At 69.2% G+C, this 25,090-nt stretch carries 21 protein-coding genes, 1 pseudogene and 1 riboswitch; of the genes and pseudogenes, 9 read left to right on the top strand and 13 right to left on the bottom strand.

Translation table 11 applies throughout. The features are described 5' to 3' along the window. Positions 1–35: 35 nt before the first annotated feature. Positions 36–247: riboswitch (cobalamin riboswitch) on the bottom strand. Between the two features lie 869 nt (positions 248–1,116). Together ACW9TB_RS23845 and ACW9TB_RS23840 are read left to right on the top strand one after the other, a co-directional pair. Continuing rightward, complete coding sequence (locus ACW9TB_RS23845; protein ID WP_472750273.1) at positions 1,117–1,479, top strand: hypothetical protein; 363 nt, start codon at positions 1,117–1,119, stop codon at positions 1,477–1,479. 223 nt (positions 1,480–1,702) lie between these two features. Further along, positions 1,703–3,598 (top strand): hypothetical protein, encoded by a 1,896-nt coding sequence (locus ACW9TB_RS23840; protein WP_472750272.1) that lies wholly within the window; start codon positions 1,703–1,705, stop codon positions 3,596–3,598. Between the two features lie 156 nt (positions 3,599–3,754). Here ACW9TB_RS23840 and ACW9TB_RS23835 read toward each other — a convergent pair whose 3' ends face one another. Next, complete coding sequence (locus tag ACW9TB_RS23835; protein ID WP_472750271.1) at positions 3,755–4,900, bottom strand: helix-turn-helix domain-containing protein; 1,146 nt, start codon at positions 4,898–4,900, stop codon at positions 3,755–3,757. A 141-nt stretch (positions 4,901–5,041) separates the two neighbouring features. Here ACW9TB_RS23835 and ACW9TB_RS23830 point away from each other — a divergent pair, with 141 nt between their 5' ends. From ACW9TB_RS23830 to ACW9TB_RS23820, 3 genes are all read left to right on the top strand, one after another. Next, a complete protein-coding gene (locus ACW9TB_RS23830; protein WP_472750270.1) occupies positions 5,042–5,455 on the top strand; it encodes a hypothetical protein in 414 nt (137 codons plus the stop codon). 2 nt (positions 5,456–5,457) lie between these two features. Next, a complete protein-coding gene (locus tag ACW9TB_RS23825; RefSeq protein WP_472750269.1) occupies positions 5,458–5,700 on the top strand; it encodes a hypothetical protein in 243 nt (80 codons plus the stop codon). A gap of 230 nt (positions 5,701–5,930) precedes the next feature. Further along, on the top strand, positions 5,931–6,548 hold the full coding sequence (locus ACW9TB_RS23820; protein WP_472750268.1) for a hypothetical protein: 618 nt from the start codon (positions 5,931–5,933) through the stop codon (positions 6,546–6,548). Positions 6,549–6,682: 134 nt separating this feature from the next. Here ACW9TB_RS23820 and ACW9TB_RS23815 read toward each other — a convergent pair whose 3' ends face one another. From ACW9TB_RS23815 to ACW9TB_RS23795, 5 genes are all read right to left on the bottom strand, one after another. Then, positions 6,683–7,159 (bottom strand): SAM-dependent methyltransferase, encoded by a 477-nt coding sequence (locus tag ACW9TB_RS23815; RefSeq protein ID WP_472750267.1) that lies wholly within the window; start codon positions 7,157–7,159, stop codon positions 6,683–6,685. A gap of 269 nt (positions 7,160–7,428) precedes the next feature. Next, a complete protein-coding gene (locus ACW9TB_RS23810) occupies positions 7,429–8,019 on the bottom strand; it encodes an SMI1/KNR4 family protein (RefSeq protein WP_472750266.1) in 591 nt (196 codons plus the stop codon). Between the two features lie 184 nt (positions 8,020–8,203). After that, the gene (locus ACW9TB_RS23805; RefSeq protein WP_472750265.1) at positions 8,204–9,349 is read right to left on the bottom strand and encodes an RNA polymerase sigma factor; all 1,146 of its coding nucleotides are present in this window, start codon (positions 9,347–9,349) and stop codon (positions 8,204–8,206) included. A gap of 1 nt (position 9,350) precedes the next feature. After that, positions 9,351–9,764, bottom strand: a complete 414-nt coding sequence (locus ACW9TB_RS23800; RefSeq protein WP_472750264.1) for a YciI family protein — start codon at positions 9,762–9,764, stop codon at positions 9,351–9,353. 220 nt (positions 9,765–9,984) lie between these two features. Beyond that, a complete protein-coding gene (locus tag ACW9TB_RS23795) occupies positions 9,985–10,776 on the bottom strand; it encodes an MBL fold metallo-hydrolase (protein WP_472750263.1) in 792 nt (263 codons plus the stop codon). A gap of 88 nt (positions 10,777–10,864) precedes the next feature. Here ACW9TB_RS23795 and ACW9TB_RS23790 point away from each other — a divergent pair, with 88 nt between their 5' ends. After that, complete coding sequence (locus tag ACW9TB_RS23790; RefSeq protein WP_472750262.1) at positions 10,865–11,467, top strand: CGNR zinc finger domain-containing protein; 603 nt, start codon at positions 10,865–10,867, stop codon at positions 11,465–11,467. Positions 11,468–11,975: 508 nt separating this feature from the next. Here the strand turns inward: ACW9TB_RS23790 and ACW9TB_RS23785 are convergent. From ACW9TB_RS23785 to ACW9TB_RS23770, 4 genes are all read right to left on the bottom strand, one after another. Then, positions 11,976–13,496: a sulfatase family protein gene (locus tag ACW9TB_RS23785; RefSeq protein WP_472750261.1), complete on the bottom strand. Its 1,521-nt coding sequence runs from the start codon at positions 13,494–13,496 to the stop codon at positions 11,976–11,978. Between the two features lie 301 nt (positions 13,497–13,797). Beyond that, a complete protein-coding gene (locus ACW9TB_RS23780) occupies positions 13,798–15,303 on the bottom strand; it encodes a tripartite tricarboxylate transporter permease (protein ID WP_472750260.1) in 1,506 nt (501 codons plus the stop codon). Between the two features lie 20 nt (positions 15,304–15,323). Further along, positions 15,324–15,785: a tripartite tricarboxylate transporter TctB family protein gene (locus ACW9TB_RS23775; protein ID WP_472750259.1), complete on the bottom strand. Its 462-nt coding sequence runs from the start codon at positions 15,783–15,785 to the stop codon at positions 15,324–15,326. A 1-nt stretch (position 15,786) separates the two neighbouring features. Beyond that, a complete protein-coding gene (locus tag ACW9TB_RS23770; protein ID WP_472750341.1) occupies positions 15,787–16,788 on the bottom strand; it encodes a tripartite tricarboxylate transporter substrate-binding protein in 1,002 nt (333 codons plus the stop codon). Positions 16,789–16,998: 210 nt separating this feature from the next. Here ACW9TB_RS23770 and ACW9TB_RS23765 point away from each other — a divergent pair, with 210 nt between their 5' ends. Both ACW9TB_RS23765 and ACW9TB_RS23760 read left to right on the top strand, forming a co-directional pair. Further along, positions 16,999–17,682: a response regulator transcription factor gene (locus ACW9TB_RS23765; protein WP_472750258.1), complete on the top strand. Its 684-nt coding sequence runs from the start codon at positions 16,999–17,001 to the stop codon at positions 17,680–17,682. A gap of 3 nt (positions 17,683–17,685) precedes the next feature. Further along, a complete protein-coding gene (locus tag ACW9TB_RS23760) occupies positions 17,686–19,350 on the top strand; it encodes a sensor histidine kinase (protein ID WP_472750257.1) in 1,665 nt (554 codons plus the stop codon). A 136-nt stretch (positions 19,351–19,486) separates the two neighbouring features. Here ACW9TB_RS23760 and ACW9TB_RS23755 read toward each other — a convergent pair whose 3' ends face one another. Next, complete coding sequence (locus tag ACW9TB_RS23755) at positions 19,487–20,446, bottom strand: TAXI family TRAP transporter solute-binding subunit (protein ID WP_472750256.1); 960 nt, start codon at positions 20,444–20,446, stop codon at positions 19,487–19,489. Between the two features lie 205 nt (positions 20,447–20,651). On the opposite strand from ACW9TB_RS23755, the gene ACW9TB_RS23750 reads away from it, so the two are divergent. Then, complete coding sequence (locus ACW9TB_RS23750) at positions 20,652–22,691, top strand: cellulose binding domain-containing protein (protein ID WP_472750255.1); 2,040 nt, start codon at positions 20,652–20,654, stop codon at positions 22,689–22,691. 154 nt (positions 22,692–22,845) lie between these two features. On the opposite strand, the gene ACW9TB_RS23745 is transcribed toward ACW9TB_RS23750, so the two are convergent. Beyond that, positions 22,846–23,715, bottom strand: coding sequence for a fibronectin type III domain-containing protein (locus ACW9TB_RS23745; RefSeq protein ID WP_472750340.1), 870 nt, complete (start codon positions 23,713–23,715; stop codon positions 22,846–22,848). Positions 23,716–24,030: 315 nt separating this feature from the next. Then, positions 24,031–24,654 (bottom strand): annotated as a pseudogene (locus tag ACW9TB_RS23740) (glucuronyl esterase domain-containing protein); the annotation flags it as partial. Positions 24,655–25,090 lie beyond the last annotated feature (436 nt).

Below are 25,090 nucleotides of genomic sequence, written 5' to 3'. Positions count from 1 at the left end.
GCCCTCCCACGAGGCCACGGATCACCGCGCACCGGACGGCACACGGGCGGCTGGCAGGTCTTCGGACTCGCGGGCATCATGCTCAACTCCTACTGACCGTCGCTTCCCAGGTGACACACACCCAGTGCCGATGACGGCGTTCGTTCCCACTCACCGCTGCGGGGCAGTCCCGGAATCACACCGGGTTCCCTCTTACGACTCCCGACACCAACCCAGCGCCGGGAGAACCAACCGCGCCACGAGCATAACCCGCCCCCACCCCCCGGCAGAGACGCGGTCGCCGCCGCTGCTCTTGAACCACAGGGCGTCCGTCAGGTCCGTGATTCGATCGCTTTCTCCATCAAGGCCACCGAGGCGGACTACGGCAGGGCGCGAGCCCGTAGCGCGTCGAGCTGGGTCAACAAGGTCTCGATCTCGGTGGGACCGTTGACGATCCGACCTTCGGCTGTGGTTTCCGAATAAACCGTATCGGGCGATCATTTGAAGCTCGCGATCACGAAAGCCCCGGTTAGAGAAGGCTTTCGCTTGCTTGGTGGACGGGCCCACCCTCCGCGCCAAGATGATCACTGCGTCATCCACTCCGGCGGTTCGGTTGAGGCCGCCTTTCGCCACGTCTCCGCGACCTCCGAAGGATTCTGCCGAATTGCCACGCGGACGATATCGGGGAAATCCCGCTCTACAACGATCTGGAAGCCTTTCCACAATTAATACAAGGCCCTCCTCAAGTTGTTCTGATTCACTTGGCGACTGGCCATTGACAACGCGGCCGGTGGCCAGGTTCACCGCGTGGACCTCAGGGTTGGCACGAGCAGGCGTGCGCCTGACGTCCTTCGAACACCCCTGCCGGTGACCGGGCTCGCGCCCGACGTGCGGCGGGAGTCTGTCTCCCCCCGCGACAAGCGGCGTCACCAGTCGCCGCGGTACCCATCACCGTGGCCGCGACCGTCGACGGCCCGCGCCGGTGTCGAGATGAACCGCCGATTCGACATGCTCGAATGCCGGTGAGGAATCCGCCGACCAGCCAGGAAAGTCCACGAATCGAAACCCTTGACAAAGGGTCTCGCATTTATCAAGGCTGTGGTCAGTACCAAATCGAAGAGGATTCGAGTTATTCGAATGGCGACGACAGAAATGCCGACGACGAGAAAGTCGTCGAGTACGACCAAGGCGTTCGAGCCGCTGGAGACGGTGGCGTCCGCCGGCACGGCGGGTGCGAGCCCGTACGACCTGGCAGCCGCGTCCCATGTCGCGGTCTACGCCGCGTCCCTGCCTGAGCTCGGCGTCCTGGAGAAAGACGGCGGCGGCCGGTACCGGCTCGCCGACGTCACCAACGCCACCGCGCACGTCGGGTTCGCCCACGGCGGCGAAGGTGTGTCGGTCACGGCCAACGTGTTCACGACTCTCATCGGCCAGGACGTGACGGCCGCCCTGGTCGACGACTCGACCGGAAGCACGCTGACGAGTGCGACTCACGGGTGACGCGTACGTCTCGCACGAACTCTCGGCACCTGTCGAGTCCGGTGCGACCGCGACGCTCGTGCTCACCGATGGCGGCGGGAAGGAGCTACCGCGCACGAGCGCGACCGACGAGTGAACCGAACCAACGCACAACGGCACCCGTGACGGGGGCCGCGCCTCACGCGCGGCCCCGAGGCCCGGAGCGGCACGAACGAACGCCTTGCTCAACGGAGAAGGAAGCGCAATGAGATCAACAACTCGCAATCGCAGACGTCGCTCGGCCGTGGCGGCCCTGAGCGTGGCCACCCTGGGGGCGTCTCTGCTCCTCGCCGCGACGCCGACCGCCGCGACGTCGGCCGCCGCCGCGGACGAGCCCAGCGCCTCGATCGTCTTGGGCGAGGTCAACGAGGAGAACGGTCTCCGCCAGATCGAGCAGGGTGACGGCACGACCGCACCCGTGACGGTTGGCGGGCTGAGCGCACGCAAGACCGTGCAGACCTCGGCACCGGCGCAACACATGTATTTCCAGGTCGACGACGCGGTCGCCTTCGACGGCGCGTTCGTCGCGTGCCTGCAGGTCGAGTACTTCGACGAGGGCGGGGCCACGTTCCGCGTCCAGTACGACTCGACCAGCAGCGCGTACGGCTCGACGGGTTCGGTGAACCGCACCGGGTCGAACACGTGGAAGACGGCGGGCTTCGAGCTGATGGACGCCCGGTTCGCCAACCGCGAGAACGGCGGCGCCGACTTCCGCGTCGAGGCGGGCTCGGCCGGGGTGACCTTTCACAGCGTGAAGTTGACGATCATCCAGGACGACGACGGCGTGACCCCGCCGTGCGCGGCCGCCGAGCCCGAGCCGGAACCCACCCCCATCCGCTGGCGGCTCAAGTATGACGAGCCGTTCAACAAGAAGATCCGCACCGAGGCCAGCCCGTGGGTGCTCGACGACTACAGCGAGCCGGTCGACGACTTCAACGACGACAACGGCGACCTCTACCGCCTTCAGCTCGGTCCCGAGTTCGACGCGTCGATGGCGACCATGCGGACCTACCGGCAGGAGACCGAGTTCGGCAAGGACGGCTGGCTCACGGCGTCCCTCTCCACGCGTGAGAGCGGTGGGCGGGTCGATGACAGCTATACCGACACCACCGAACGCCCGTCGATCAAGACGGAGAAGCTGGAGACCGTGGGCTCCGTCGCCAAGATCGCCGTGCCTCACTACACAGGTGGCGCGATCATCCGCAACACCGAGCCGCTGCCGAAGTACTACCGCATCGAGTACGACCTCAAGACGCTCGACTTCGGCGGCTTGCGTAACGGCTCGCTGTTCTACGACGGCAAGTACAACGGGTACACCCTCGGGGAGTGCAAGACGTTCTACCCCTGGGTCGGCAACCCGAACGACATCGACCCGGCCGACCCCTGCGCCACCCGCTCCGTACGGGAGGACAGCAACGAGGCGTACAACGCGTTCCACTTCATGTCGATCCTGGACTTCCCGGCGATGCCCCGGAACCTGGCGATGTACCACTGGCACCGCAAGGTGCTCATGGACCAGTTCAGCCCGGCCCCGTCCCGGAACACGAACGGCTACGACGTCTGCAACTCGCTGACCGGTGAGAAGTACCCCTGGGACACGAGCAACCGCACCACGGTGAACATGCTCTACTTCACGGGTTCGCTCGGTCAGTCGCAGACGTTCGTGACGAGCTGCGACCGTCGGCCGGTTTCCGGCGTGCAGAAGTCGGCCGTGGAACTGCAGCCCGAGCTGATGCCCCACAAGGACTACACGTTCGCCATCGAGCGCACCGAGGCGGGTTACACGCTCGAGGTGAGCGGCGTCTTCAAGAACGTCGGCAAGCAGACCTACCGGTTCACCCGGGGCTTCATCGACGACGACGCCGGCGTGATCGGGGCGAACGTCCCGATCTTCCACTACAACGTGGACGCCGGGGAGTACAACGGCCAGTTCAACACGTCGCACACCGCGCAGGGCGCGTTCGGCTCCAAGACGTGGGACAACCAGTGGCCGGCCGGCTCGGCCTACCCCGACTACTTCGTCATCGGTGAGCCGTACACGAACGTCGGTGAGGGCCAGGCCCGCATCGACAACGTCCGGCTGTACGTGCCGAAGAAGTAGGCACGAAAAGGTCGCGGTCGAACTGACACAGCCGCGCCCCTGGGACCTCAGACGCACCCAGGGGCGCGGCCCTTCATTTCGAATCATTGACCTGCGACCCTCAAGAACAGCCCTGGCGTGGGCGAATTGACGCAGCCCCCAGGGAAGAGCCCGTTGTCACGTGGCGAGCGGTGGGGTTTCGGGGGAAACCATGGACTGCAGGTGTTCGCGCGCCTGCCGTACCTCCGGGGTGGCGTTCCATGTGAGAGACGCCCGAAGTATCTCATGCACCCGTTTGTTGACTCTCGCCGAAGCGACGAACGGGAGCGCTCGCGCCAGTTCGTTCATCCGATCGGCCGCGAAAGACGGGTCGGAAGCCCTCAGTGCCGTTTGTATCTGCCGTCCCAGGTATTGCGCCCGGAAAAGCGGTGACCATTGACCGATCGCGCCGACTGCCTCGTTGAGCAGTGTTCCGGCTTCTCCGTACTCGCGAAGGTGGCTCAGCCCTATGCCGACGTCACCCGCCAAAGCGGCCTCTCCGAAGGGAGAAAGCCCTACGACATTGAGCGCGCGGTCAAGCGCGTCCCGGGACGCCGCCTTCTGCTCCGGTATGAGCGCCAGGGAACGCCCAAGCCGCATGTTCAAAGACGCCCGCTGGCTACCGGTGATGTCCGGGACCTGTAGTCCTCGCTGGGCGTAGGTGACCCCTCGGGCGTGGTCGCCTCGATAGAGACCGACCCGGCTCAGGCTGTCGTACGCGCGGGCCTGGCTCTTGAAATCCTGGGCCCGGAGTGCGAGGTCGAGCGCGATTCCGCCGGTGCGGTCGGCTTGGGCGAGTTTCCCGGCGTCATACAGGACGAGGGTGACCTGGTACATGAGCTCGGAAACCGCTTTTTGCAGGGGCCGCTCGCTGACGTCTTTCAATACCCGGTCAATGTGCCGCAGGTGGCTTGACGCACGCGACATGAGGGGAATTCCGCCAAGCTCATACCGGCTGCGAGCAAGTGACGTGGCCAGTGTTTTCACATACTTGGCGTCCTGGTACGGATTCGCGCTGGCAGAGGGGACGAAGATAACGGATGCGGCGGCTGCCAGAAATTCCCTGCGTTCCACGGACTCCTCCACTTTGGGCGATATGCGTATTTCCCAGCCTACGCGCGCCAGTAAGTTGACGGCCTTGGCCATACCGGTGTCCTTCTGACCTCGGGACACCTCGGAAACCCATGCCTGGGAAACACCCAGCTCGCGAGCGAGATCGGTCTGGGTCCACCCCCGCTGCTCCATGATCGCTTTAAGGGCCTCCGGGAAAGTCCGCACATCCACCGAGTGAGCGTATCGCTGTGAGCGATCTTTCCCCTAGCACTCCTATCGCTGTAAGCGATGCCCCTGCTGGTGCTCTCAGAAACGGGCCGGAACCATGAGGGCCCCAAAGAGCGCGCACCTGTGAAAGGAAAGGCGGGTGTTATGAGAGTGACGCACGACGAAACAGAGGGGCAGAACGAAAACCAGCGCAGCGATGAGGTGATCACCAATGCCACAGTGGAAAGCCAGGACAGGGCTCTGGCCGTCGTGCACCGACTTCTCATCGAGCATGGCATTCGTGCCCACCGCCACACCACGATCAGCCTCAGACTCTACGGCAACCATGTAAACCTCCCCACCTGGCCCAACCGACCTGACTCCCGGACGTGGACGAAGCGGCACCCGCCGGAACTCGCGGTGATCGGCCCTCAGGGCCGACGCGACATCACGGTGACCGTGGGTCCGCGCTCGGGGTGCTACCTGGTGTCCATCCGCAACGGTGCCGACCTTCAAACCGTCGGGCAGGGGCAGCCGGAGAAGGTCGTTGACCTGATCCTGGCCGTTCGGGGGTCGTGATCGTGCACGGCTGGGTCATCCTGGGCGACGCGGCCACGAAGCGGGTCAACGGCCAAGAGATCATCATCACCGCCGGTACGGGTGACCTCGGGGCGGCCATCAGGGCCTGGGAGGACAACGACCGTCGCCGGATGACGTACGAACTGGGAACCTCGGCCGCCTGGTCAACGACGCGCTGGACCGGCTACGGCAGGCTAGGGACTCTTGATGGCGGCGGGGGTAGGTCGTTCTCGTTTTCTGTCTGAATACCTCATACATCCAGGCTGCCACCCGCGAAACCGATCCCGATCAACGGGGCACAAGATTGTCACGCCCACGTTTCTTGATCAGTAGTGCAGTAGGCGACGAGTAGTGTCGTAGATCTGATGATGGGCGCTGATCTAGGTGGCTTCTAAGATCGCCTCGGTAACCTGCCGCTTCGGCTTCCGCTGATTGTCAAATTTCCGTACGGCTTTTCACTCCTCGTGTACTCTGGATGAGCACCGCCCTCTTCCTTATCGAGGACCCGGAGGTGGTTGTCGTTTTGACAGAATTAGTGCCAACCGTTGTCGGTCTTGCTGGCGTTGTGATCGGGGTGCTTGTTGGCGCCTGGCGGCAATCACAACTTGAGCGGGGTAACTGGCTGCGCGACGACCTGAGGCGTTGGCAGCGGGACCGAAGGGATTCATACCTCAAACTCGTCCAGGCTGACGACGAACTGTACCGTTGTATAATCCGGGACCGGCCTGACCCTCCGCCCGGGCAGGCAGTAACAGATGATCGAATAGTAGACCTTGACGAGGCAATTCCGCCACTCGCTACGGATGAACGTGCCGAGCTGCTGCAGGCATTTGACCGCCTCTGGCGCGCGAAGCGCGAAATCGAGCTTCACCATTTGACGGACGACGCGCTCTTAGTAGCAACTAACAGGCTCACACTCAAGGACGCCGAACTGGTGAGCCTTACGCTATTCGACCTGACTAGCCGCCCTGAAGACGCGCAAGAAATAACAATAAAAATCCGAGACGCACTGGAGGTGCGGCGTGACCTAATTGACCAATTCATGCAGGAAGCACGGACGGCTCTGAACGTCCCGCGTAACCGGAATGCTTAATTTGATTTCGGGCCTGTTCGCTTATCCGTGCCTGCTCCTCCCTCCTCCTGCGCCCTCTCCCTTGGGGAACCGCTTAGATCATCTCCACCTTCATGGACGCGATGAAGTCGGTCCACACCATCGCATAGCCACGCTCAGTTCTGTGGGTCGTCCCAGTAGTCCTTGAGCATCTCGCCGGGCCAGTCGGGTTCGCGTACCTCGCCGCGCGGGCCCATCTCCCTGAAGTACGGTGCCAGATCGTAGACGGGGCTGCCGTCGATCGCGTCGAGGTCGGTCACGTGCAGGTCCAGGCCGTCGATCTTCAGAAGTCGTGGGAAGGACTGCGCGAGCTGGTTGGGGCGGCGGTGGTTGCGGTGGACGAACGTGCCGGTGGTCGGCCAGGCGGGGTTGTTGCGCGGGCTGCGAGCGTGCAGCGCGACATCCTCGGGCGAGGCCCGGTGGAAGTGCCAGACGACCAGCAGGTGGGAGAACTCCTCCAGGCCCTGGACGACCTCGGCGGGGAAGTCAGCGTTCAGGCGGATGATCGCCGTGCCACTCCACTGGTCGTCGGTGGGTTCGGTACGCCCACCGACAACGGTGCCGATGGGCTTGATCTCCAGCGACTTCGTCATACGCCCGCCCTCATATCCCGTCGATCCGACGTGATCAACCTACGTTGGTCAGGTATCCGGCGCCGCCGGTAGGGGGAGAGAAAGGCGTCTCCTCGTGTCCAAGGAGCACCTGACGATCAGAAGATTGTCGGCTGTTACGGCAGCCACGGGTGTAACCCGCCCCTGCCTCTCGGTGGAATCGGGCCCGTGTTGTCGGCTTCGTCATGGTTCGGGGCCGTCGCGGTCGACGCCATGTGTCCGGGCCATGGAGGCCCTAAAAGTAGGGCGTGTCACGATCCTGATAGGTATCTGTGGAATTCGCGTTCCATGAGGTGCCAGAACGATTTGTGGCGGATCTCGCCTGGGTGCCAGGTCGCGAAGTCCCATGCCTCCCACTCGCCGTCCGGCCCGATGACGTACGGGTTGAGCAGGTACACCTGCCCCTCGATGTATTCGGAGACGTAGAGGCTGCCGGACACGGACTCCTGTCCCGCGCCGCCCGGGTCCCGCGGATCTGGATCGCTCTTTCCGTGATCCCAGATCTCGGCGAGCTCCGGGTCGACGTCACGGGTCCAGCCGACTTCGGCCAGGGGCATCAGGCGAAGACATGAGTGGCTGTACTCGTCCCAGCCATTGGTGAACTGGAGAAACTCCCGGTAGCTCGGTGGCAGGCGGATGCCGAGACGCTCCTCGTGTCGCGCGATCTCGGCCTCCCCGGCACCCGGCGTACCGAGCCAGGCGGCACGGCCGAATCCGTCGTCCGGCTCCGCCCGGTGTGCCGACGGAGAGGCCCTGTACTCCGCGAAGTACTTCTGGGCCGCGTCGTTCACGGTCCGGAGAAGATCGCCCCAGGGGTAGCGGGGGGTGTTGGAGATCGCCATGGCGGCGACCCTAACGGGCACATCCGACAGTTCAGCCGATGCGCGGCTCCCCCCGACAACGCGTCGTGCGGCTGGTCTCGACTGTGAGATGACCGCTCCGCGGCCACGGGGCTGCCCCGCGCGCCCAAGGAGAAGGTCCGGGGAGTCGCGCCGCGTGCCGAGGGGAAGGTCCGGGCGCGACCCTTCAGTGACGTCGGCCGGTGTTGAGCCGGGCGGCCTGGCGTGTCAGATGGTCGCGTTCGGCGAGGTTGGGGGCCTTCCGGGCCGCCTCGGCGTACAGCCGGGCCGCCGTCGTCAGGTCGCCATCGCGTTCGTGGAGGTACGCCGCCACCGCGGTGTGGCGGGGCAGTGAGCTGTCCAGCGCCGCGAGCGCCGCCAGACCGGCGCGCGGTCCGTCCGCCTCGCCGACGGCCACCGCGCGGTTGAGCCGGACGACCGGGCTGTCGGTCAGGCGCGCGAGCTCGTCGTACCACTCGACGATCTGCACCCAGTCGGTCTCCTCGGCGGTGGGCGCGTCGGCGTGGAGTGCCGCGATGGCGGCCTGGGCCTGGAACTCGCCAAGCCGGTCGCGGGAGAGAGCCGTCTGAAGGATCTTGACACCCTCGGCGATCGACGTGGTGTCCCACCGGCCGCGGTCCTGCTCGGCGAGCGGCACCAGGCTACCGTCGGGCGCGGTCCGGGCCGCGCGCCGGGCGTGGTGGAGCAGCATGAGGGCGAGCAGCCCCGCCACCTCCGGGTGGTCGAACGCGGCCGCGAGCCGCCGGGTGAGCCGGATGGCCTCGGCGGCGAGGTCGACGTCACCGGAGTAGCCCTCGTTGAAGACCAGGTAGAGGACGCGCAGCACGGTGGCGACGTCGCCGGGCTGGTCGAACCGCACGCCGGAGACGGTGCGCTTGGCCCGGCTGATGCGCTGCGCCATGGTCGCCTCGGGCACCAGGTAGGCCTGGGCGATCTGGCGGGTGGTCAGCCCGCCGACGGCGCGCAACGTGAGCGCGACCGCTGACGACGGCGTCAGCGACGGGTGGGCGCACAGGAAGTAGAGGTGGAGTGTGTCGTCCACCGCGGGCGCGGGGCCGGGCGCCGGCTCCTCGTCGAGGAGGTTCTCACGTCGGCGGCGGGCGGTGTTCGCCCGGGTCGCGTCGAGGAACCGGCGCCAGGCCATGGTGACCAGCCAGCCCTTCGGATCCCGAGGCGGGTCGGCCGGCCAGACACGGATCGCCTCGACCAGCGCGTCCTGCACGGCGTCCTCGGCCGCCGCGAAGTCGGCTCCGCGGCGGACGAGGATCCCGAGCACGCTCGGTGTGAGGCTCCGAAGGAGGGCCTCGTTCATCTCAGTGGCATTCCGTGACGTTAGGCGCCGCGGTCAGGAACGGGCGCACCTCAAGCCACTCGTGGATCGGCTTCCCGCCCGCCCCGGGGGCGGCCGACAGTTCACCGGCCAGCTCGATGGCGCGCTCGCGGCTGTCGACGTCGATCACCATCCAACCGGCGATGAGGTCCTTGGTCTCGGCGAACGGGCCGTCGGTGACCGGCGGGCGTCCCTCGCCGTCGTACCGGACGAACATCCCCTCGGGGGCGAGCGCCTGGCCGTCGACGAACTCGCCGGTCTCCTCAAGCCTGGCCGCGAAGTCGCTCATGTACCGCACGTGGGCCGAGATCTCCTCCGGCGTCCACTGGTCCATGGGCACGTCGTTGACCGCCGCCGGGGCGCCGCGGTAGTGCTTGAGCAGCAAGTACTTGGCCATTGTGGTTCTCCTCGGTACTGGTGTGGCCCATGTCGGCCGCTTTCACCCCGGGGACGGAGCCGGTCACGGATTCTCGACATCACCGTACGAATATTTTTGGAAATCCGCGAAACCGAGGAGCCGCCCCGCCGTGACACAAGGGCGGGACGGAGCGGGCGCGGGCTGGGGCCGGTGCCCGCGCCCTATGTACGGCCCCGGTAGTCGTCTCCGAATCCCCCGGTCAGCCCCGGTCGCCCAGGTCCAGGCGGTCGGCCAGCCCGGCGGCGGTGAAGGCGGCCAGAAGTTCGTCGCGGCCCTCGGTGAAGTGGGCCCAACTGTCGTAGTGGACGGGAACCACCCGGCGGGCGTCGAGGATTCTGGTGGCCTCGGCGGCCCCGGCGCTGTCGAGGACGATGGGCGCGCCGTCGAAGAGGGCGGGGAAGCGGGGAGCCCCGGCGAAGAGGATGGCGGTGTCCACCGGGCCGAAGTGTCCGGCTATCTCTTTCACCGGGTCGAGCGAGGCGTTGTCGCCGCTGACGTAGATCGTGGGCAGGCCCTCCCCGGTCAGGACGAATCCGACGACCTGGCCGGTGATCGGTTCGACCTCCTCGCGGGTGCCGGGCCCGTGGACGGCGGGCACGCCCGTCACGGTGACCGTGCCGCCGCCGGGACGGTCCAGCTCGATCGACTCCCAGTCGGCCACTCCCCTGCTCCCGTCTCCCAGGCGTTGCCCGCCCTCGGGTGTGGTGAGGGTGAGCGGTACGTCGGCGAGCAGCGCCCGGCCGGAGTCGTCGAGGTTGTCGGGGTGCTCGTCATGGGAGAGCAGGACCACGTCGACGCGGCCGAGGTCGGCGAGGCCGCCGGAGGAGGGCGCGGTCTTGGTCAGGATCTTGCGGCCCTCCCGCAGGTAGTCGCCGGGCGCGTCGAAGGTCGGGTCGGTGAGAAACCGCAGCCCGCCGTACTCGAAGAGGGCGGTCGGGCCGCCGAAGACGCGGACGGGAACCTGCTCACGGGTTGTATCGGTGGTGACCACGAGAACTCCTCACGGATGAATACTTGTCTATCCGTGATGTGACGCTAGTTGTTCATCACGGATGAATGCAAGCCGTACCATGAGGGTCGTGAGCGAGCCCCCGACCGCCGAGTCCGCGCCGCCGCCCGCGCCGGGAGCGGAGCGGTATCTCGCCCTCGACTTCGTCAACAGCGCCATCGCGCTGCCCGGCGGACGGTTCGTCGACCTCCTCGGCACCCCCGAGGCGGCGAACCGGTGGCTCGCGGAACGCGGCCTCGCTCCGGCCGACGCGGGAATACAGGAGATGTGCACGGCGCAGCTGCGCTCGATGCGCGAACACCTCGGGGCGCTGTTCGCCGCCCGCGTCGACGGGCTTCCCGCTACGCCCGCCGCCCTGGCCGCCGTCAACGACGCGCTGACCAGGGTCCCCACGGCCGCCCTGTTGCGCTGGGACGAGAAGAACGGCCCCTACCGCGCGGCCCCGCACCCCGTCGACGAGATCCTCGACCACGCCCTCGCGACCCTCGCGGCCAACACGGCCGACCTCCTCACCGGCCCCGACGCCGGGCGCCTCACCGCCTGCGGTTCCACCCCCTGTGGCCGCTACCTGCTGCGTCACGGCCGCCGCCACTGGTGCTCCACCCGCTGCGGCGACCGCGCCCGCGCCGCCCGCGCCTACGCCCGGCGCACCCCGTCTCCGCGTCACGGATGACCCGGTCGGCCTCAGGCGCCCGGTAGGCCGGGGCCGTACGCGTTCCACGATCACGCCGTCCGCGCGCTCCACCGCGGGCGGGTCGCGCCTGCCTGCCGTTCTGGATAAATGCGAGCAAAGACTTGTATCTTCCAAAAAGCGATTGATAACTCGCATTATTCACCCTGGAGGATGGAAGATGGCAGAAATCGCAGGTGCCTCCGTCGACCGGCGCTCGATGCTGGCGGCGGCGGGCATGGCGGGGCTCGCGGTCGCGGGAACGGGACCCGCGCGACCCGTTCCTGCTCTCGCTGTTCCCCGAACCGGTGCCGCCGAAGGCGGGCGCCGTACCAGGACTTCTCCACCCGGCACCCGTACCGCTCCCCGCGCCGTTCTTCCCTCAACACCCGGCACCCACCACCCGGCACCCGTGCCGTTCCCACGCCCGAAGAGCGTTCCTCCTCGACGCGGCGACGGCCGCTCCGCGTGGCGAAACCACGCGGAGCGGCCGTCGCCCCTGTCGTCCGGATCAGGGCTGCGGTCCGGGCACCGGTGTCCACTGGCGGCACACGTCACCGGCACACGTGCGCAGGGTCGCGAGCCGACTGGCCAGCGCCTGCCGCGTGGTGGCGTAGCGCGGGTCGTTGTGCACGCTCACGAGCTCGTACGGGTCCTGCTGCAGGTCGTACAGCTCTCGTTCGCCGGTCGAGTGCTCGACGTACTTCCACCGTGGGGCGCGCAGACCGGCGTACCACTGGCCGCTCTGCTTGGGGCCGGTCTCGATCACGATGCCACGGGCGGGCGACGCGGTGTCGACGGCGATCGGCAGCAGTGAGCGGCCGTCGACGGTCACCCCGGCGGTCGCGTCCGCGGCGTCGAGGATCGTCGGCGCGAGGTCGACGTTGGCCGCGATCGTGCTGACGTGCTTGCCCGCGGGCAGGCCGGGTCCCCTGATGATCAGCGGTACCCGGATCGACTCCTCGTAGGGCACCGTCTTGCCGCTCTGGATCCGGTGCTCGCCCTGCATCCAGCCGTTGTCGGAGGTGAACACGATGAGCGTGTCGGCCAGTTCGCCGGACGCCTGCAGCGCCGCCACGATGTCGGCGACCGCGTCGTCCACGGCGAGCAGCGACTCCAGGCGTCCCTTGAGCCGTACGTCCTCGATCTTGTTCTCGTTCGCGGGGGTGATGCGGGGCCGGTTGCGGACGGCCGCGGGCTTGTCGGAGACGTCCGCCTCGTCGTAGCTGGGAGGCTTGGGCAGCGTCACGTTCTCCAGGTCGCCGCGGTGCCGGGGCGCGGGGCGGGGGTTGCGCTGGGACAGGTCCGACCCGTTGGCGGCTCCCTCGCCGTGTGGCGCCAGCGGTGCGAAGGACAGGAAGAACGGCTCGGCGGCCGGTGCCTTGCGCTCGATGTAGTCGACGGCTTTGCGGGCGTAGACGTCGGTCTGGTACAGCGCGGGATCCTCCACGTTGGCCGCGCCGTAGGTGCGCAGGACGCCGTTCTCGTTGAGGGTGTACCCCCACATGCGGTAGGTGCTCGGGTCCACCGAGCCGTACCACTCGGCCCAGCCCGGCGGGATCTCCGTGGGACGCGCGCGGCCGTAGCCGTTGAGGAACTTGCCGATGTGCGCGGTGTTGTACCCCGCCCGGCCCAGCCAGACCGGCAGGGTCTCCGCGGCGGGCAGCTTCTCGTACCCGCCGTCCGGCAGCTGGTTGCCCAGTACGCCGTGGTTGTGCGCGTACTGCCCGGTCAGGAAGGTGCTGCGCGACGGGCAGCACAGCGAGTAGGAGACCACGCTGTTGTCGAAGGTGGTGCCCGGCGTGGCGAGCAGCGACCGCACGTTGGGCAGGTGCCGCAGGGCGGAGACGTTCATGTCGTCGACCATGATGACGACCACGTTGGGCTTGACAGCCGCCGCGGCCGGGGCACCGGCGGCCGTCACGGTCAGGGCACCGGCCGGGACACTGGCGGTGGTCACCGTCAGCGCGGCGACACCGGCCAGGGCGAGCAGGATCGCGCCGAGCTTACGTCGATGCGGGCGTGCGGACATACGGCTCCTTCGGGGGCAGGACAGTGGGCGTCGCGAGCGCGGGGAACGGGAGCGATCGGTACGGCTCGAAGGGGAGAACGGTCTCGGGCGCCGGAGCGCCGCCGCGCTCAGCCGGTGAGACAGCGGGCGGCACCGGCTCGCATCAGGTCGACGTGCAACCGTCTCGCCAGGGCGATCTCAGTCGGCATGCTAGAAGCTTCGCATCCGCCACCAGAACGCGCAATACCCACTAAACAGGTAGATTTATCGGCTTTCTTTCTCATCGGGCCTTTCATAATGGGGCGAGATTGCTCGAAAGTCACTAATCCTCCTCGGTGAAGACGATCTCACGGCGCCTGCGGATCGCCGGGAGGACCGCGACGACGAGCGCCGCCACGGCCACGGCCAGGAGCACCGCGGAGATCGGCCGGGTCAGGAAGACCGACGCGTCACCGCGGGAGATGATGAGCGCCCTCCGCAGGTTCTCCTCAAGCAGGGGGCCGAGGACGAAGCCGAGCAGCAGCGGCGCCGGTTCGCAGCCGCACTTGATCAGGACGTAGCCCAGGATCCCGAAGAACACGATCGCGTAGACGTCGTAGGCGTTGAACTCCAGGGAGTAGGTGCCGATCGCGGCGAACAGGATGATCATCGGGAACAGCACCTGGTACGGGATGCGCAACATGCGCACCCACAGGCCGATCAGCGGCAGGTTCAGCAGCACGAGCAGCACGTTGCCGATCCACATCGACGCGATCAGGCCCCAGAACAGCGCAGGCTCGTCGGTGATGACGTTCGGGCCGGGGGTTATGCCGTGGACGATGAACGCGCCGACCATCAGGGCCATCACCGGGTGGGCGGGCAGGCCCAGGGTGAGCAGCGGGACGAACGACGTCTGCGCGGCGGCGTTGTTCGCCGACTCGGGACCTGCGACGCCCTCGATCGCGCCGCGCCCGAACTCCTGCGGCCGCTTCGAGATCCGCTTCTCGACCGCGTACGAGGTGAACGAGGCCAGCACGTGGCCGCCGCCGGGCAGGAGACCGAGCGCGGCGCCGAGGCCGGTACCCCGCAGGATCGGGCCGACGATCCGGCGCCGGTCCTCGCGGGTCGGCCAGAGGTTCCTCACCTTGCCGACGATCGCCGTGCGGGTCCGCTCGTTCTCCAGGTTGCGCAGGATCTCGGCCATCCCGAACATGCCGACGGCGACCGACACGAAGTCGATGCCGCCGTACAGCTCGCGCTGGCCGAACACGAACCTGGGCGTACCGGTGTAGAGGTCCTGGCCGACCGTGCCGAGCAGGACGCCGAGCGCGATCATCGCCAGTGCCTTGAGCGCCGTGCCGCGCGCCAGCGCGATCGACACGATCAGGCCGAGCAGCACCAGCGAGAAGTACTCGGCCGGGCCGAAGCTCAACGCGACGCGGGCCAGCGGCGGGGCCGCGACGGCGAGCGCGACGGTCGCCAGCGTGCCCGCGACGAAGGACCCGACCGCGGCGGCGGCCAGCGCCGCGCCGGCCCGGCCCTGCCTGGCCATCTCGTGCCCGTCCAGCGCGGTGACCGCCGCCGACGACTCGCCGGGCAGGTTGATCAGGATGGCGGTCGTCGAGCCGCCGTACTGGGCGCCGTAGTAGATTCCGGCAAGCATGATCAGCGCCGTCACCGGCTCGAAGCTGAAGGTGATCGGCAGCAGCATCGCCACCGTCGCCGTCGGCCCGATGCCGGGCAGCACCCCGACCGCCGTCCCGAGCAGCACTCCCACGAAGCAGTAGAGGACGTTCTGGAGAAGGAGGGCGGTCGAGAAGCCCAGGGCGAGGTTGTCGAAAAGTTCCATGCCTCAATCCGGATGCCGCGTCAGAACCCCAGCCAGGGGCCCCACAGCGGGACTCGCAGCTGAAGCCCGACGACGAAGATGAGCGTGCCGGCCACGGTGAGCCCGGCGGCCACGGCGACGGCCGTGAGCAGCCGTACGCGCGAGCTGGCCAGTGCGGTGAGCAGGGCGGTCACCGCCGACGTCGGGACGAATCCGAGGCCCCGGACGGTGAATCCGAAGAACAGGAGCGCGATCACGATGAGGGCGACCGCGCGCCAGGGGATCGGCCCGAACGAGACCACCTCCCCCGCGACGAGCCCCTTGACGACGATCGCCAGGCCCAGGGCGGCCACGATCGCGCCGACCAGCAGCGGGAAGGCTCCGGGGCCCATCCGCAGCGGGGCGCCCAGCTCGTAGCCGAGCGCCCCCACCACGAACGCGCCACCGATCAGGACGAAGACCGCCCCCGCGAGAACGTCCGGAAGGGACCGGCGGCGCTCCACCTCAGGAGGCCTTCACGCCGGCGTCGGCGATGACCTTCGCCCAGGTGGCGAGCTGCTCTTCGAGCTTGGTCCTGAGCGCCTGCGGGGTCGCGTCCTCGGCCGGGACCGGCGCGGTGCCGAGCTTGGCCATCTGGTCGACGACCCCCTGGTCGGCGAGTGCCGTCTTCAGCGCCTCGGACAGCTTCTGGACGACCTCCGGCGGCGTGCCCTTCGGCACGTAGAGACCGTGCCACACGCTGACCTGGAGTCCGGGCAGCCCGGCCTCGGCCGTGGTGGGCAGGTCGGGCAGGTTCTTCACCCGCTCCGGCGTGGTGACCGCGTACGCCTTCACCTCGCCCGCGGAGATCTGGCCGCTGGTGTTGGTCGTCTGGTCGCACATGAAGTCGACCTGGCCGCCGACGAGGTCGGTCAGCGCGGGGCCGGTGCCCTCGTACGGGACCTCCTGGAGCTTGACCCCGGTGGCGGTCTGGAACAGCAGGCCGCACAGGTGGGACGCGGCGCCGATACCGGCGTTGGCCAGCGTGACCTTGCCGGCGTTCGCCTTCACGTAGGTCACGAGGTCCTGGAGCGTCTTGGGCTCGAAGTCCTTGCGGGCGACGATCGTCATCGGCACCTCGGTGACGAGGCCGACCATCTCGAAGTTCTCCAGCGGCTTGTAGCCCAGCTCCTTGTACAGGGCGGGCGCCGTCGACATGCCGATGTGGTGCATGAGCACGGTGTAGCCGTCGGGGTCGGCCCGCGCGACCTCACCGGCGCCGACCGTGCCGCCCGCGCCCTCGGCGTTCTGGACGACGACCTTGGCGCCGAGCTTGGCGGCCATCGGCTCGGCGATCATGCGGGTGACGGTGTCCGTCGGGCCGCCCGCGCTGAACGGCACGACGAACGTGATGTTCTGGTCCGGGTAGCCCCCGGCGGCGCTCGCGCCAGTGGCGCCTCCGCCGGGGGCGCCCCCGTTACCGGAGCAGGCGGCGACAAGCGAGACGACGCCGATCCCGACAATCATCCGCACAACGGCTCGGTACCTGCTGGTCGTTCTCATATCGCGGCCTCCTCCTCAGCACGCACGCGTTTGTCGCTGAGTGCGCGGCCTCAGTCTCGGCTGAAGGGGACGCGAATAGTGTCAGAGAAATCCCAAGAATGCGCTGGATGTCAGAGAAATCCAAAAAAGTGAGGGACTAACGCAAATGCCGATACGGCCGTACAATCCGCCGGTATGCGGATCACCATCATCGAGGATGACGACCGCGTGGCGCGGGGTCTGGTTACCGTCCTGGCCCAGGCGGGCTTCGAGGTCCACCGCATCGCCACCGCCGCGGAGGCCGTGCGGGCCGCCCCGTCCGACGTGGTCCTCGTCGACCTGGGCCTGCCCGACGGCGACGGGCTCGACGTGATCCGCAGGCTGCGCGACCGCCCGGAGACCGCCGTCATCGCCGTGACGGCGCGCTCCGAGGAGCACGAGCGGGTCCGTGGCCTGCGCGCCGGAGCGGACGACTACATCGTGAAACCGTTCGGCATCCCGGAGCTGCTGGCCAGGATCGACGCCGTCCTGCGGCGTACCCGGGTGGCCCGCGCCCTGAGCCACCCGGACGAGCCGCTCGTCCTCGGCCCGATGCGGATCGGCGTCGGCACCCGCGAGGTCACCGTCGGAGGCGCGCCCGTGACGCTCACCCGCAAGGAGTTCGAGCTGCTCCTGCTGCTGGCCCGGCGGGCGCCGAACGTGGTGAGCCGCGACGTCATCCTCGACCAGATCTGGGGCGCGACCTGGGAGTCCTCAAGCCGCACCCTGGACACCCACATCGCGGCGCTGCGGCACAAGGTCGGACCGGCCGTGCTCATCCGGACGATCCACGGGGTCGGCTATCGGCTCCTGGCCGACCAGCCGGAGCTGATCGGCTGACGCGTGCACCATCGCCTGCTCTTCGTCCTGGTGCCCCTCGCGGTGCTGCTCGTCGCGGCGCTCGGGGTGCCGCTCAGCGTCACCGTGGCCGAACGGGAGATGCAGGAGACCTACGTCGATCGGCTCAACGACGTCGGCCGGTTCGCGTCGCTGGCCGAGACCGCGATGTCGACCGGGCGGATCGAGGCGCTCCGCCAGGAGCTGGTGCGCTACCACGAGCTGTACGGCATCCCGGCCGCGGTGATCGACACGTCGGGCACGGCGCTGCTCGGACCGGCCGGCGCGTACCAGGAGGCGGCGCGGGCCGAACCTGCGCTGCCCAGGATCGTGACCGCCGCGCTGGCCGGGGCGAGGTCGGAGCCGTCCTGGGAGTGGGCGCCGTGGGACGACTCCGCGCTCGTGGTCGCGGAGCCGGTGGGCCGCGACAGCGAGGTCGTCGGCGCCGTCGTGACGATCTCCGACCTGTCGAGGACGCGCTACCGCATCCTCGTGCGATGGGCCCAGCTCGCCGGGCTCGGGCTGCTGCCGCTGATCGCGCTGGTCGCCGTCGCCTGGCCGGTGTCGGCGTGGGTGCTGCGGCCGGTACGGGAACTGGACGCGGCGAGCTCGCGGATCTCGCAGGGCGACCTCACGATCCGGGCGGACGCCGAGGCGGGCCCGGTCGAGCTGCGGCGGCTGGCGGAGTCGTTCAACACCATGATGGACGCGGTCGAGAACGCCGTGCAGCGGCAGCGGGCGTTCGTGTCCGACGCGTCGCACCAGTTGCGCAATCCGCTGACCAGCCTCCGGCTCGCCGTGGAGAGCCTGGAACCGCACCTGCGCGAGGCGGGCAACGGGCGGCAGGTGTACGACGTCGCCGTCGACGAGCTGAAGGCGATGCAGCGGTTGCTGAACTCGCTGCAGGCCAGCGCGCGGATGGAGAGCATACGGACGGCGTCGCCGGTGGACCTCGACGCGGTGCTGGTGACCCGGGTGAACCGGTGGCGGGCGCTGACGGCGACGGCGGGGCAGACGCTGACGGTCGACGTGCCGCCGGGACTACGGCTGCTGGAGCCGACGGGAGGGCTGGGCAGCATCCTGGACGAGCTGATCAGCAACGCGCTACGGCTGTCGGACGCGCGGGTGGTGGAGGTGACCGCCCAGGTCGTTTCCGGTGACACGGGTGCCGTTCGGGGCGTTCCGGGTGGTGCGGGCGCCGTTCGGGGTGTCCCGGGTGAGGCGGGTGCCATCCGGGGCGCTCCCGGTGACTCGGGCGCCGCTCGGAACGTCCCCGGTGGCGCGGGTGCCGTCCCCGGTGGCGCGGGTGCCGTCCCCGGTGGCGCGGGTGCCGTCCCCGGTGGCGCGGGTGCCGGGAACGGTGACGCCTCCTCGGCCGGGGGCGTGGTCACGATCACCGTCCGCGACGACGGCCAGGGGATCGACGCGTCCGAGCGGGCCCAGGCGCTCCGGCGGTTCTGGCGGTCGCCCCGGCACCAGAACGTGTCCGGGACCGGCCTGGGACTCGCGATCTGCGCCGACCTGGTCGGGGCGGCCGGGGGCGAGCTGCGGCTGGAGGAGGGGCTGCCTCGTCCTGACGGGTCCGGGTACGGATTCGCGGCGGTGGTCACGTTGCCGGTCGTTCCACGAGTGGAGTCGTCGTCGGGCGACCCGGCTCCGTCACAGGTCTGAGAACCCTCGGCTCCGTCACGGGTCTGAGGCCCTGCGGCTTCATCATGGGCCTGAAACCCCGGACGCCGTCACGGGTCTGAGGACCCTCGGCTCCGTCACGGGTCTGACGGCCCGCGGGGTCCGTCCCCGGCTCGGGTCAGCGTTTGCGGTCGCGGAACCAGGCCGCCGCGCCCGGGTGGAGGGGGATCGACGCGGTGGAGATCCCGGTGCGCACGTTGATCTGCCACGCTTCGGGAACGGCCTCGGTGTCGTCGCGGCTGGCGGAGATGATCGTGCCGGTGTGCGTGAAAATGGTGTCGGTGATGGCGTGGACCAGGTCGCCGGGCAGGTCGTCCCGTACGAGAAGCACGTTCGGGACGGCGACGGTGCGGGTGGCCCGGACACCGGCGTAGGCGGTCGCGGGGATCATCGCCGGGGCGTAGGGCCCGGGGAACGCCGTGAAGAGCGCGTCCGCCTGCGCGTCCAGCGGGATCAGCCGGATCGGGTACCGCCGCACCAGCTCCGTGATGGCGGGTGTCGGGACGCCGGTCAGGGAGAACATCGCGTCGATCTCGCCGTCGCGCAGTGCCGCCGCCGATTCCGCCTGGCTGAGATACCGGCCGTCGGTGTTCACCCGGCCGAGCTTCAGGGCCCGCAGCGACGTGAACTCGGTGCCCGAGTCGCGGGCGCCGAGGGACACGCGCCTGCCCTCAAGGTCGCGGAACCTGTCGATCGGCGAACCGGCCATGACCACGAGATGCAGGTGACTGTCGTAGAGCCGACATATCGCCGAGAGCCCCTTGGGCGCGCTGCCGTCGGTCGTGATCAGCGCGTCCAGGCTCGTCAGCCCGAGGTGCACCTCTCCGGCCAGCAGCATCCGGATGTTGTCGGTGGACGCCCCGCTCGGCACGGTGGTCAGGGTCGCCCCCGGCACCTGCTCGGTGACGTGTTCGGCCAGCGCACCGCCGATGCGCCGGTATACGGCCCCCGCCGGCCCGGTGGCCAGGCGCAGGTGGACCTTGTCGACCTCGGGCTGCTCGGAGCAGCCCGCGAGCAGCCCTCCCGCGGCCAGGAGCACCGCCCGCCGGCTGAGCCGTGGCTCCAGGTTCGGCACCATGCCGAGGATGATACGGCCGCCGCCCGGCCGATGGCATCGGCGTCCGCGCCGTGATCCGCCCTGGCCGCCCCGCCCGGCCGGGGCGGGATGGTCTGAAAGTTTCACGGCCGGTTGACGGATGGCGGGCGACCGCTGACGATCATGTTGCCTCCGGGTCAGGGAGGGGGTGTCGAGTGAACGCCACTATCCGCTGCGAGGTGCACCGATGCCAACAAGCCTGTTACGGGCCACGTCCGCTGTCCTGCTGACGCTGGCCGTCCTGAACGTCCCCGCGGCGCGGGCCGACGAGGTCGCCCCGGTCGCGGTGACCGTCAACGCCCGCGCCGCGCTCGCCACCGTCCCCGAGACCGGCGTCGGCACCAACCACGCGATCTGGGACACCCGTCTGGGCACCGACGAGACCGCCGACCTGCTCAAGGACGCGGGCGTGAAGCTGCTGCGCTATCCCGGCGGCTCGTACTCCGACATCTACCACTGGGCCGACCACACCGCCCCCGGCGGCTACGTGGCTCCCGACACCGATTTCGACACCTTCATGCGCGGCGTACGGCGTACCGGGGCGCGGCCGATGGTGACCGCCAACTACGGCACCGGCACGGCGGAGGAGGCCGCGGCCTGGGTGCGGCACGCCAACGTCGTCAAGGGCTACGGCGTCAAGTACTGGGAGATCGGCAACGAGAACTACGGCAACGGCCACTACGGCGCCGCCTGGGAGGCGGACAACCACGCCGACAAGAGGCCGTCCGAGTACGCGCGCCATGTCGTGGCCTACTCCGACGCGATGAAGGCCGTCGACCCGACCATCAAGATCGGCGCGGTGCTGACCACACCGGCCGGCTGGCCCGACGGGATCGTCGCCGAGGGTGACGCCGGAACCTGGAACGACGTCGTCCTGGCCACGGCCGGGTCGAAGATCGACTTCGTGATCCTGCACTGGTATCCCGGCGCCCTCGACAGGGCCGCGCACGTCCCCGACATGATCCACCTCACCCGCCAGCAGATCGCGAAACACGTGGGGCCCGGCGCCGAGCGGATCGGCATCGCGATGACCGAGTTCAACACCGGGTCGAGCGACGGCGGCACGACGACCCAGCCGGGCGCGCTCGCCGCCGCCGACGCCTACGCGACGCTGCTGGCCAACGGGGTCTTCACGGTCGACTGGTGGAACGTCCACAACGGCATCGGCCGCGTCACGCAGGTCGAGGGGCACACCGACTACGGCGACTTCGGCCTGCTGTCGAGCGGGACGTGCACCTCCGACGGCAGCGTCTGCGAACCGGCGGCGAACACCCCCTTCGCGCCGTACTACGCGCTCCAGATGGTGAGCGGTTTCGCCCGTCCCGGTGACCGGTTCGTCCGGGCCGCGACCGACCAGCCGAAGGTCACCGCGCACGCCGCGCGCCGCCCCAACGGGGACCTGGCCGTCCTGCTGATCAACACCTCGTCCGACACGTCCTACCCCGTCACGATCGGCTACTCCGGCTTCAGCCCGGCGGCCGGGGCGCCCACCGTGCTGAGCCACACCAACGGCGCCACGAGCATCACCACCTCGGCCACGGGCAGCGCGACCGGCCAGACGCTGCCGCCGCTCTCGCTGACCACGGTCGTCCTGCGTCCCGCCGCCGCCCAGACCGGCCTGCCGGGTACGCCGGGGCAGCCGGTGGCCTCGGGCGTGACGGACAAGGCCGCCACGATCTCCTGGCCCGCCGCCCCCGCCGGCGCGCGCCCGATCGTGAAGTACGAGGTCCACCGCCAGAACGGAGCCGTCAGCGAGCAGCTCGGCGAGACCACCGGCACCTCGTTCACCGCGGGCAACCTGAGGCCGGGCACGCGCCACACAATCAACGTGATCGCGCGGGACAGCGGCGGTGGCGCCTCGTCGCCCTCCGCGCCGCTGACGTTCACGACCGGCACGCCCGCGTCCAGTTCGTGCTCGGTACGCCTGACCAGGCAGTCCGACTGGGCCAGCGGCTACGTCGGCGCCATCGACATCACCAACCACGGCGCGCCGGTCAACGGCTGGACCCTGGACTTCAGCTGGCCCAGGACGTGGCAGAGCCTGGGCGGCGGCTGGGGTGCCGTCTGGACGCAGGACGGGCGGGACGTCAGGGTCGTCAACGACCCCGGCAACGGCTCGCTGCCCACCGGCGCGTCGGCCACGATCGGTTTCGTCGGCAACTACGGCGGCCCGAACGTCCTGCCCGCCGTCTTCACCCTCAACGGAACCGTCTGCGCGACCCGCTAACGGCGCCTCCACCGGCCCCGCCCGGGCGTACCGTCGTCGGGGAAGGACCTTCACCGGGCGGGTCCGCGGTGACGGGCGGGCACGTCAGCGGCGGGGCCCCTCGGATGGACGGGTGACGCCCCCCGGCCCGTCGCGGGCCGGGGGGCGTGGTGTGTCAGGCGCAGGTGTATCCGGACGGGAGCGCGGTGTTGCCGTTCGGGCGGCTCACCTGGAAGCCGAGGCTGCCGGTGGCGGCTCCGGGGGCGAGGGTGCCGTTGTGGGCGGCGTTCCTGATGGTCACGGTCTGCCCGCTGACGGTGGCGGTGCCGTTCCACGAGCCGGTCAGCGTGTGCCCGGCGGGCAGCGTGAAGGTGACCGTCCATCCGGTGATCGCCGAGGTGCCGGTGTTGGTGACGGTCAGCGGCTGGATGACGTACCCGGTGCTCCACTGGGTCTGCACGGTCGGGACGGCCGTGCAGGTCCCGGTGGGCGTACCGGGCTGGGTGGTGACCTCCGCGGTGTTGGAGACCGGCGAGGTGTTGCCCGCGGCGTCCCGGGCCCTGACCTGGTAGCGGTAGGTGCTGCTCGGGGTGAGGCCCGTGTCGCCGAACGAGGTCGTGGCCGAGGTTCCGGCCTGGGTGAACGTGCCGCCGCTCGCGCCGGGCGCGCGCAGGATGTCGTAGCCGGTGACGCCGTTGTCGTCCGTCGAGGCCGTCCAGCTCAGGGTCGTACCCGTGGAGGTGGTTCCCGAGGCCGCCAGGGAGGCCGGGGCCGTCGGCGGCGAGGTGTCGCCACCGCCGGTGGCCGTGGTGAACGTGACCGGCGGTGAGTTGCCGGACAGGTTGCCCGCGACGTCACGCGCCCGTACGTACACCTGGTACTGGGTGTTCGCGGTCAGCCCGGTGAGGGTGATCGAGGCGGCGGTGGACTGGCCGAGTTGCGGGTCGGTGGCGCCCTGCTCGCGGTAGACGGTGTAACCGGCCAGGCCGGAGCCGCCCTGGTCGGTGGACGCGGCCCAGGTCAGCGTGGCGCCGGTGGCGGTCACCGCGGACGCGGCCGGGGTGCCCGGCGCGCTCGGCGGCGTGGTGTCGCTGGAGTTGCCGAGGGTCGGGGTCTGCCAGTCCCTCCACTCGGACAGGTTGCCGCTCGCCCTGGACGAGATCCTGATCGCGCCGGGGGCGTTGCCCGTCCGCAGCAGGAACTTCTGGATGTTCTGCTGCAGCGGGGTCCTCCATTCGGGCCTGTTGGCGCAGTGGCTGCCGTCCTGGACGTCGGACCAGTAGGTGATGTTGTCCCCCGCGCCGAGCGCCCTGTAGACCTCCGCGCCGCCCAGGGCCGCCACGCTCGCGGATCGGGGGCCCAGGTTGGCGATGTGGGGGTTGTCCATGATGAACAGTCCTCGCGGCGCGACCATGGCGACCATCTGGTGGGTGTCCACCGGCAGCCTGGCCGGGCTGCCGGTGAAGGAGCCGAACGCGTCACCCAGCCACGGCTGCTCCCCGTAGGCGCTGCTCAGGCTCTGGGCGCCCTCCCCGGGAATCCCGCGGAAGATGGGGACACCTGCGCTGCCCGACTCGATCGGCATGGTCAGGGCGATGCGCTGGTCGAACGCGCCGACCACGAAGGCGCCCTTCCCGAACCGGGAGCATCCCGTGACGCCGGTCGCGTCCGCCCTGAGAACGCTGCCGTCCGACTGTTCGATGACGTCGATGATCCGGCTCACCCCCCAGGCCCAGGCGAGGAGCAGCCCCGTACTGGAGGAGGAGCCGTAGACGCTGTAGAACGCGCCCTGCTTGTTGTTTCTCGGCGTGCCCTCCCGCCCGACCGCGTAGGGGTCGTAGCTGATGACGGCGGCACCGGCGGCTCTGATGGCGGCCGTGTCCGCGCCGAACCCTCCCAGCACGACGACGGCGGGGAAGGGGCCGGAACCACTCGGCAGCGAGACGCTCGCGGAGAAGCTGGAGCTCCTGCCGTTGTGGTTCACGTTCACGGTGATGCCGGTCCTGGAGACCGTCCCCGTGACGCTCGCGGGCTTCGCGGGCTTCTCGCCGTAGACGAACCTCTCCGCCAGCCTCTTGGTCTCCTCCCGGCGGCACCGCCACTCGGAGACGGTGGAGATGCGCGTACCGTCCAGTTTCCTGAAGGGGTCGGGGAGCCTGGAGTTGGTGGGCAGGGATCCCGCGTCGGGCAGGCCGGTCACCACGCAGTCGGCCCCCTCGTTCTCGACTCCGGCGGCCGCGGCCACGGCGGCCTCGGGGGGCGCTACCGTCACCGCTCCGGCGACCGAGAGCGTCACCGCGGTCGCCAGCGCGACGACCCTTGAACGGATCTTGGAGCGAGCCAGACTGATGATCACTAGGGCTCTCCCTTCCGGGTGGGGTGTTGGCGATCAGTCTGGAAATCTCCCCGAAATATGTCAA

It is taken from the genome of Streptosporangium sp. H13245, assembly GCF_055690525.1.
This window is presented reverse-complemented; position numbering and strand designations above follow the sequence as displayed.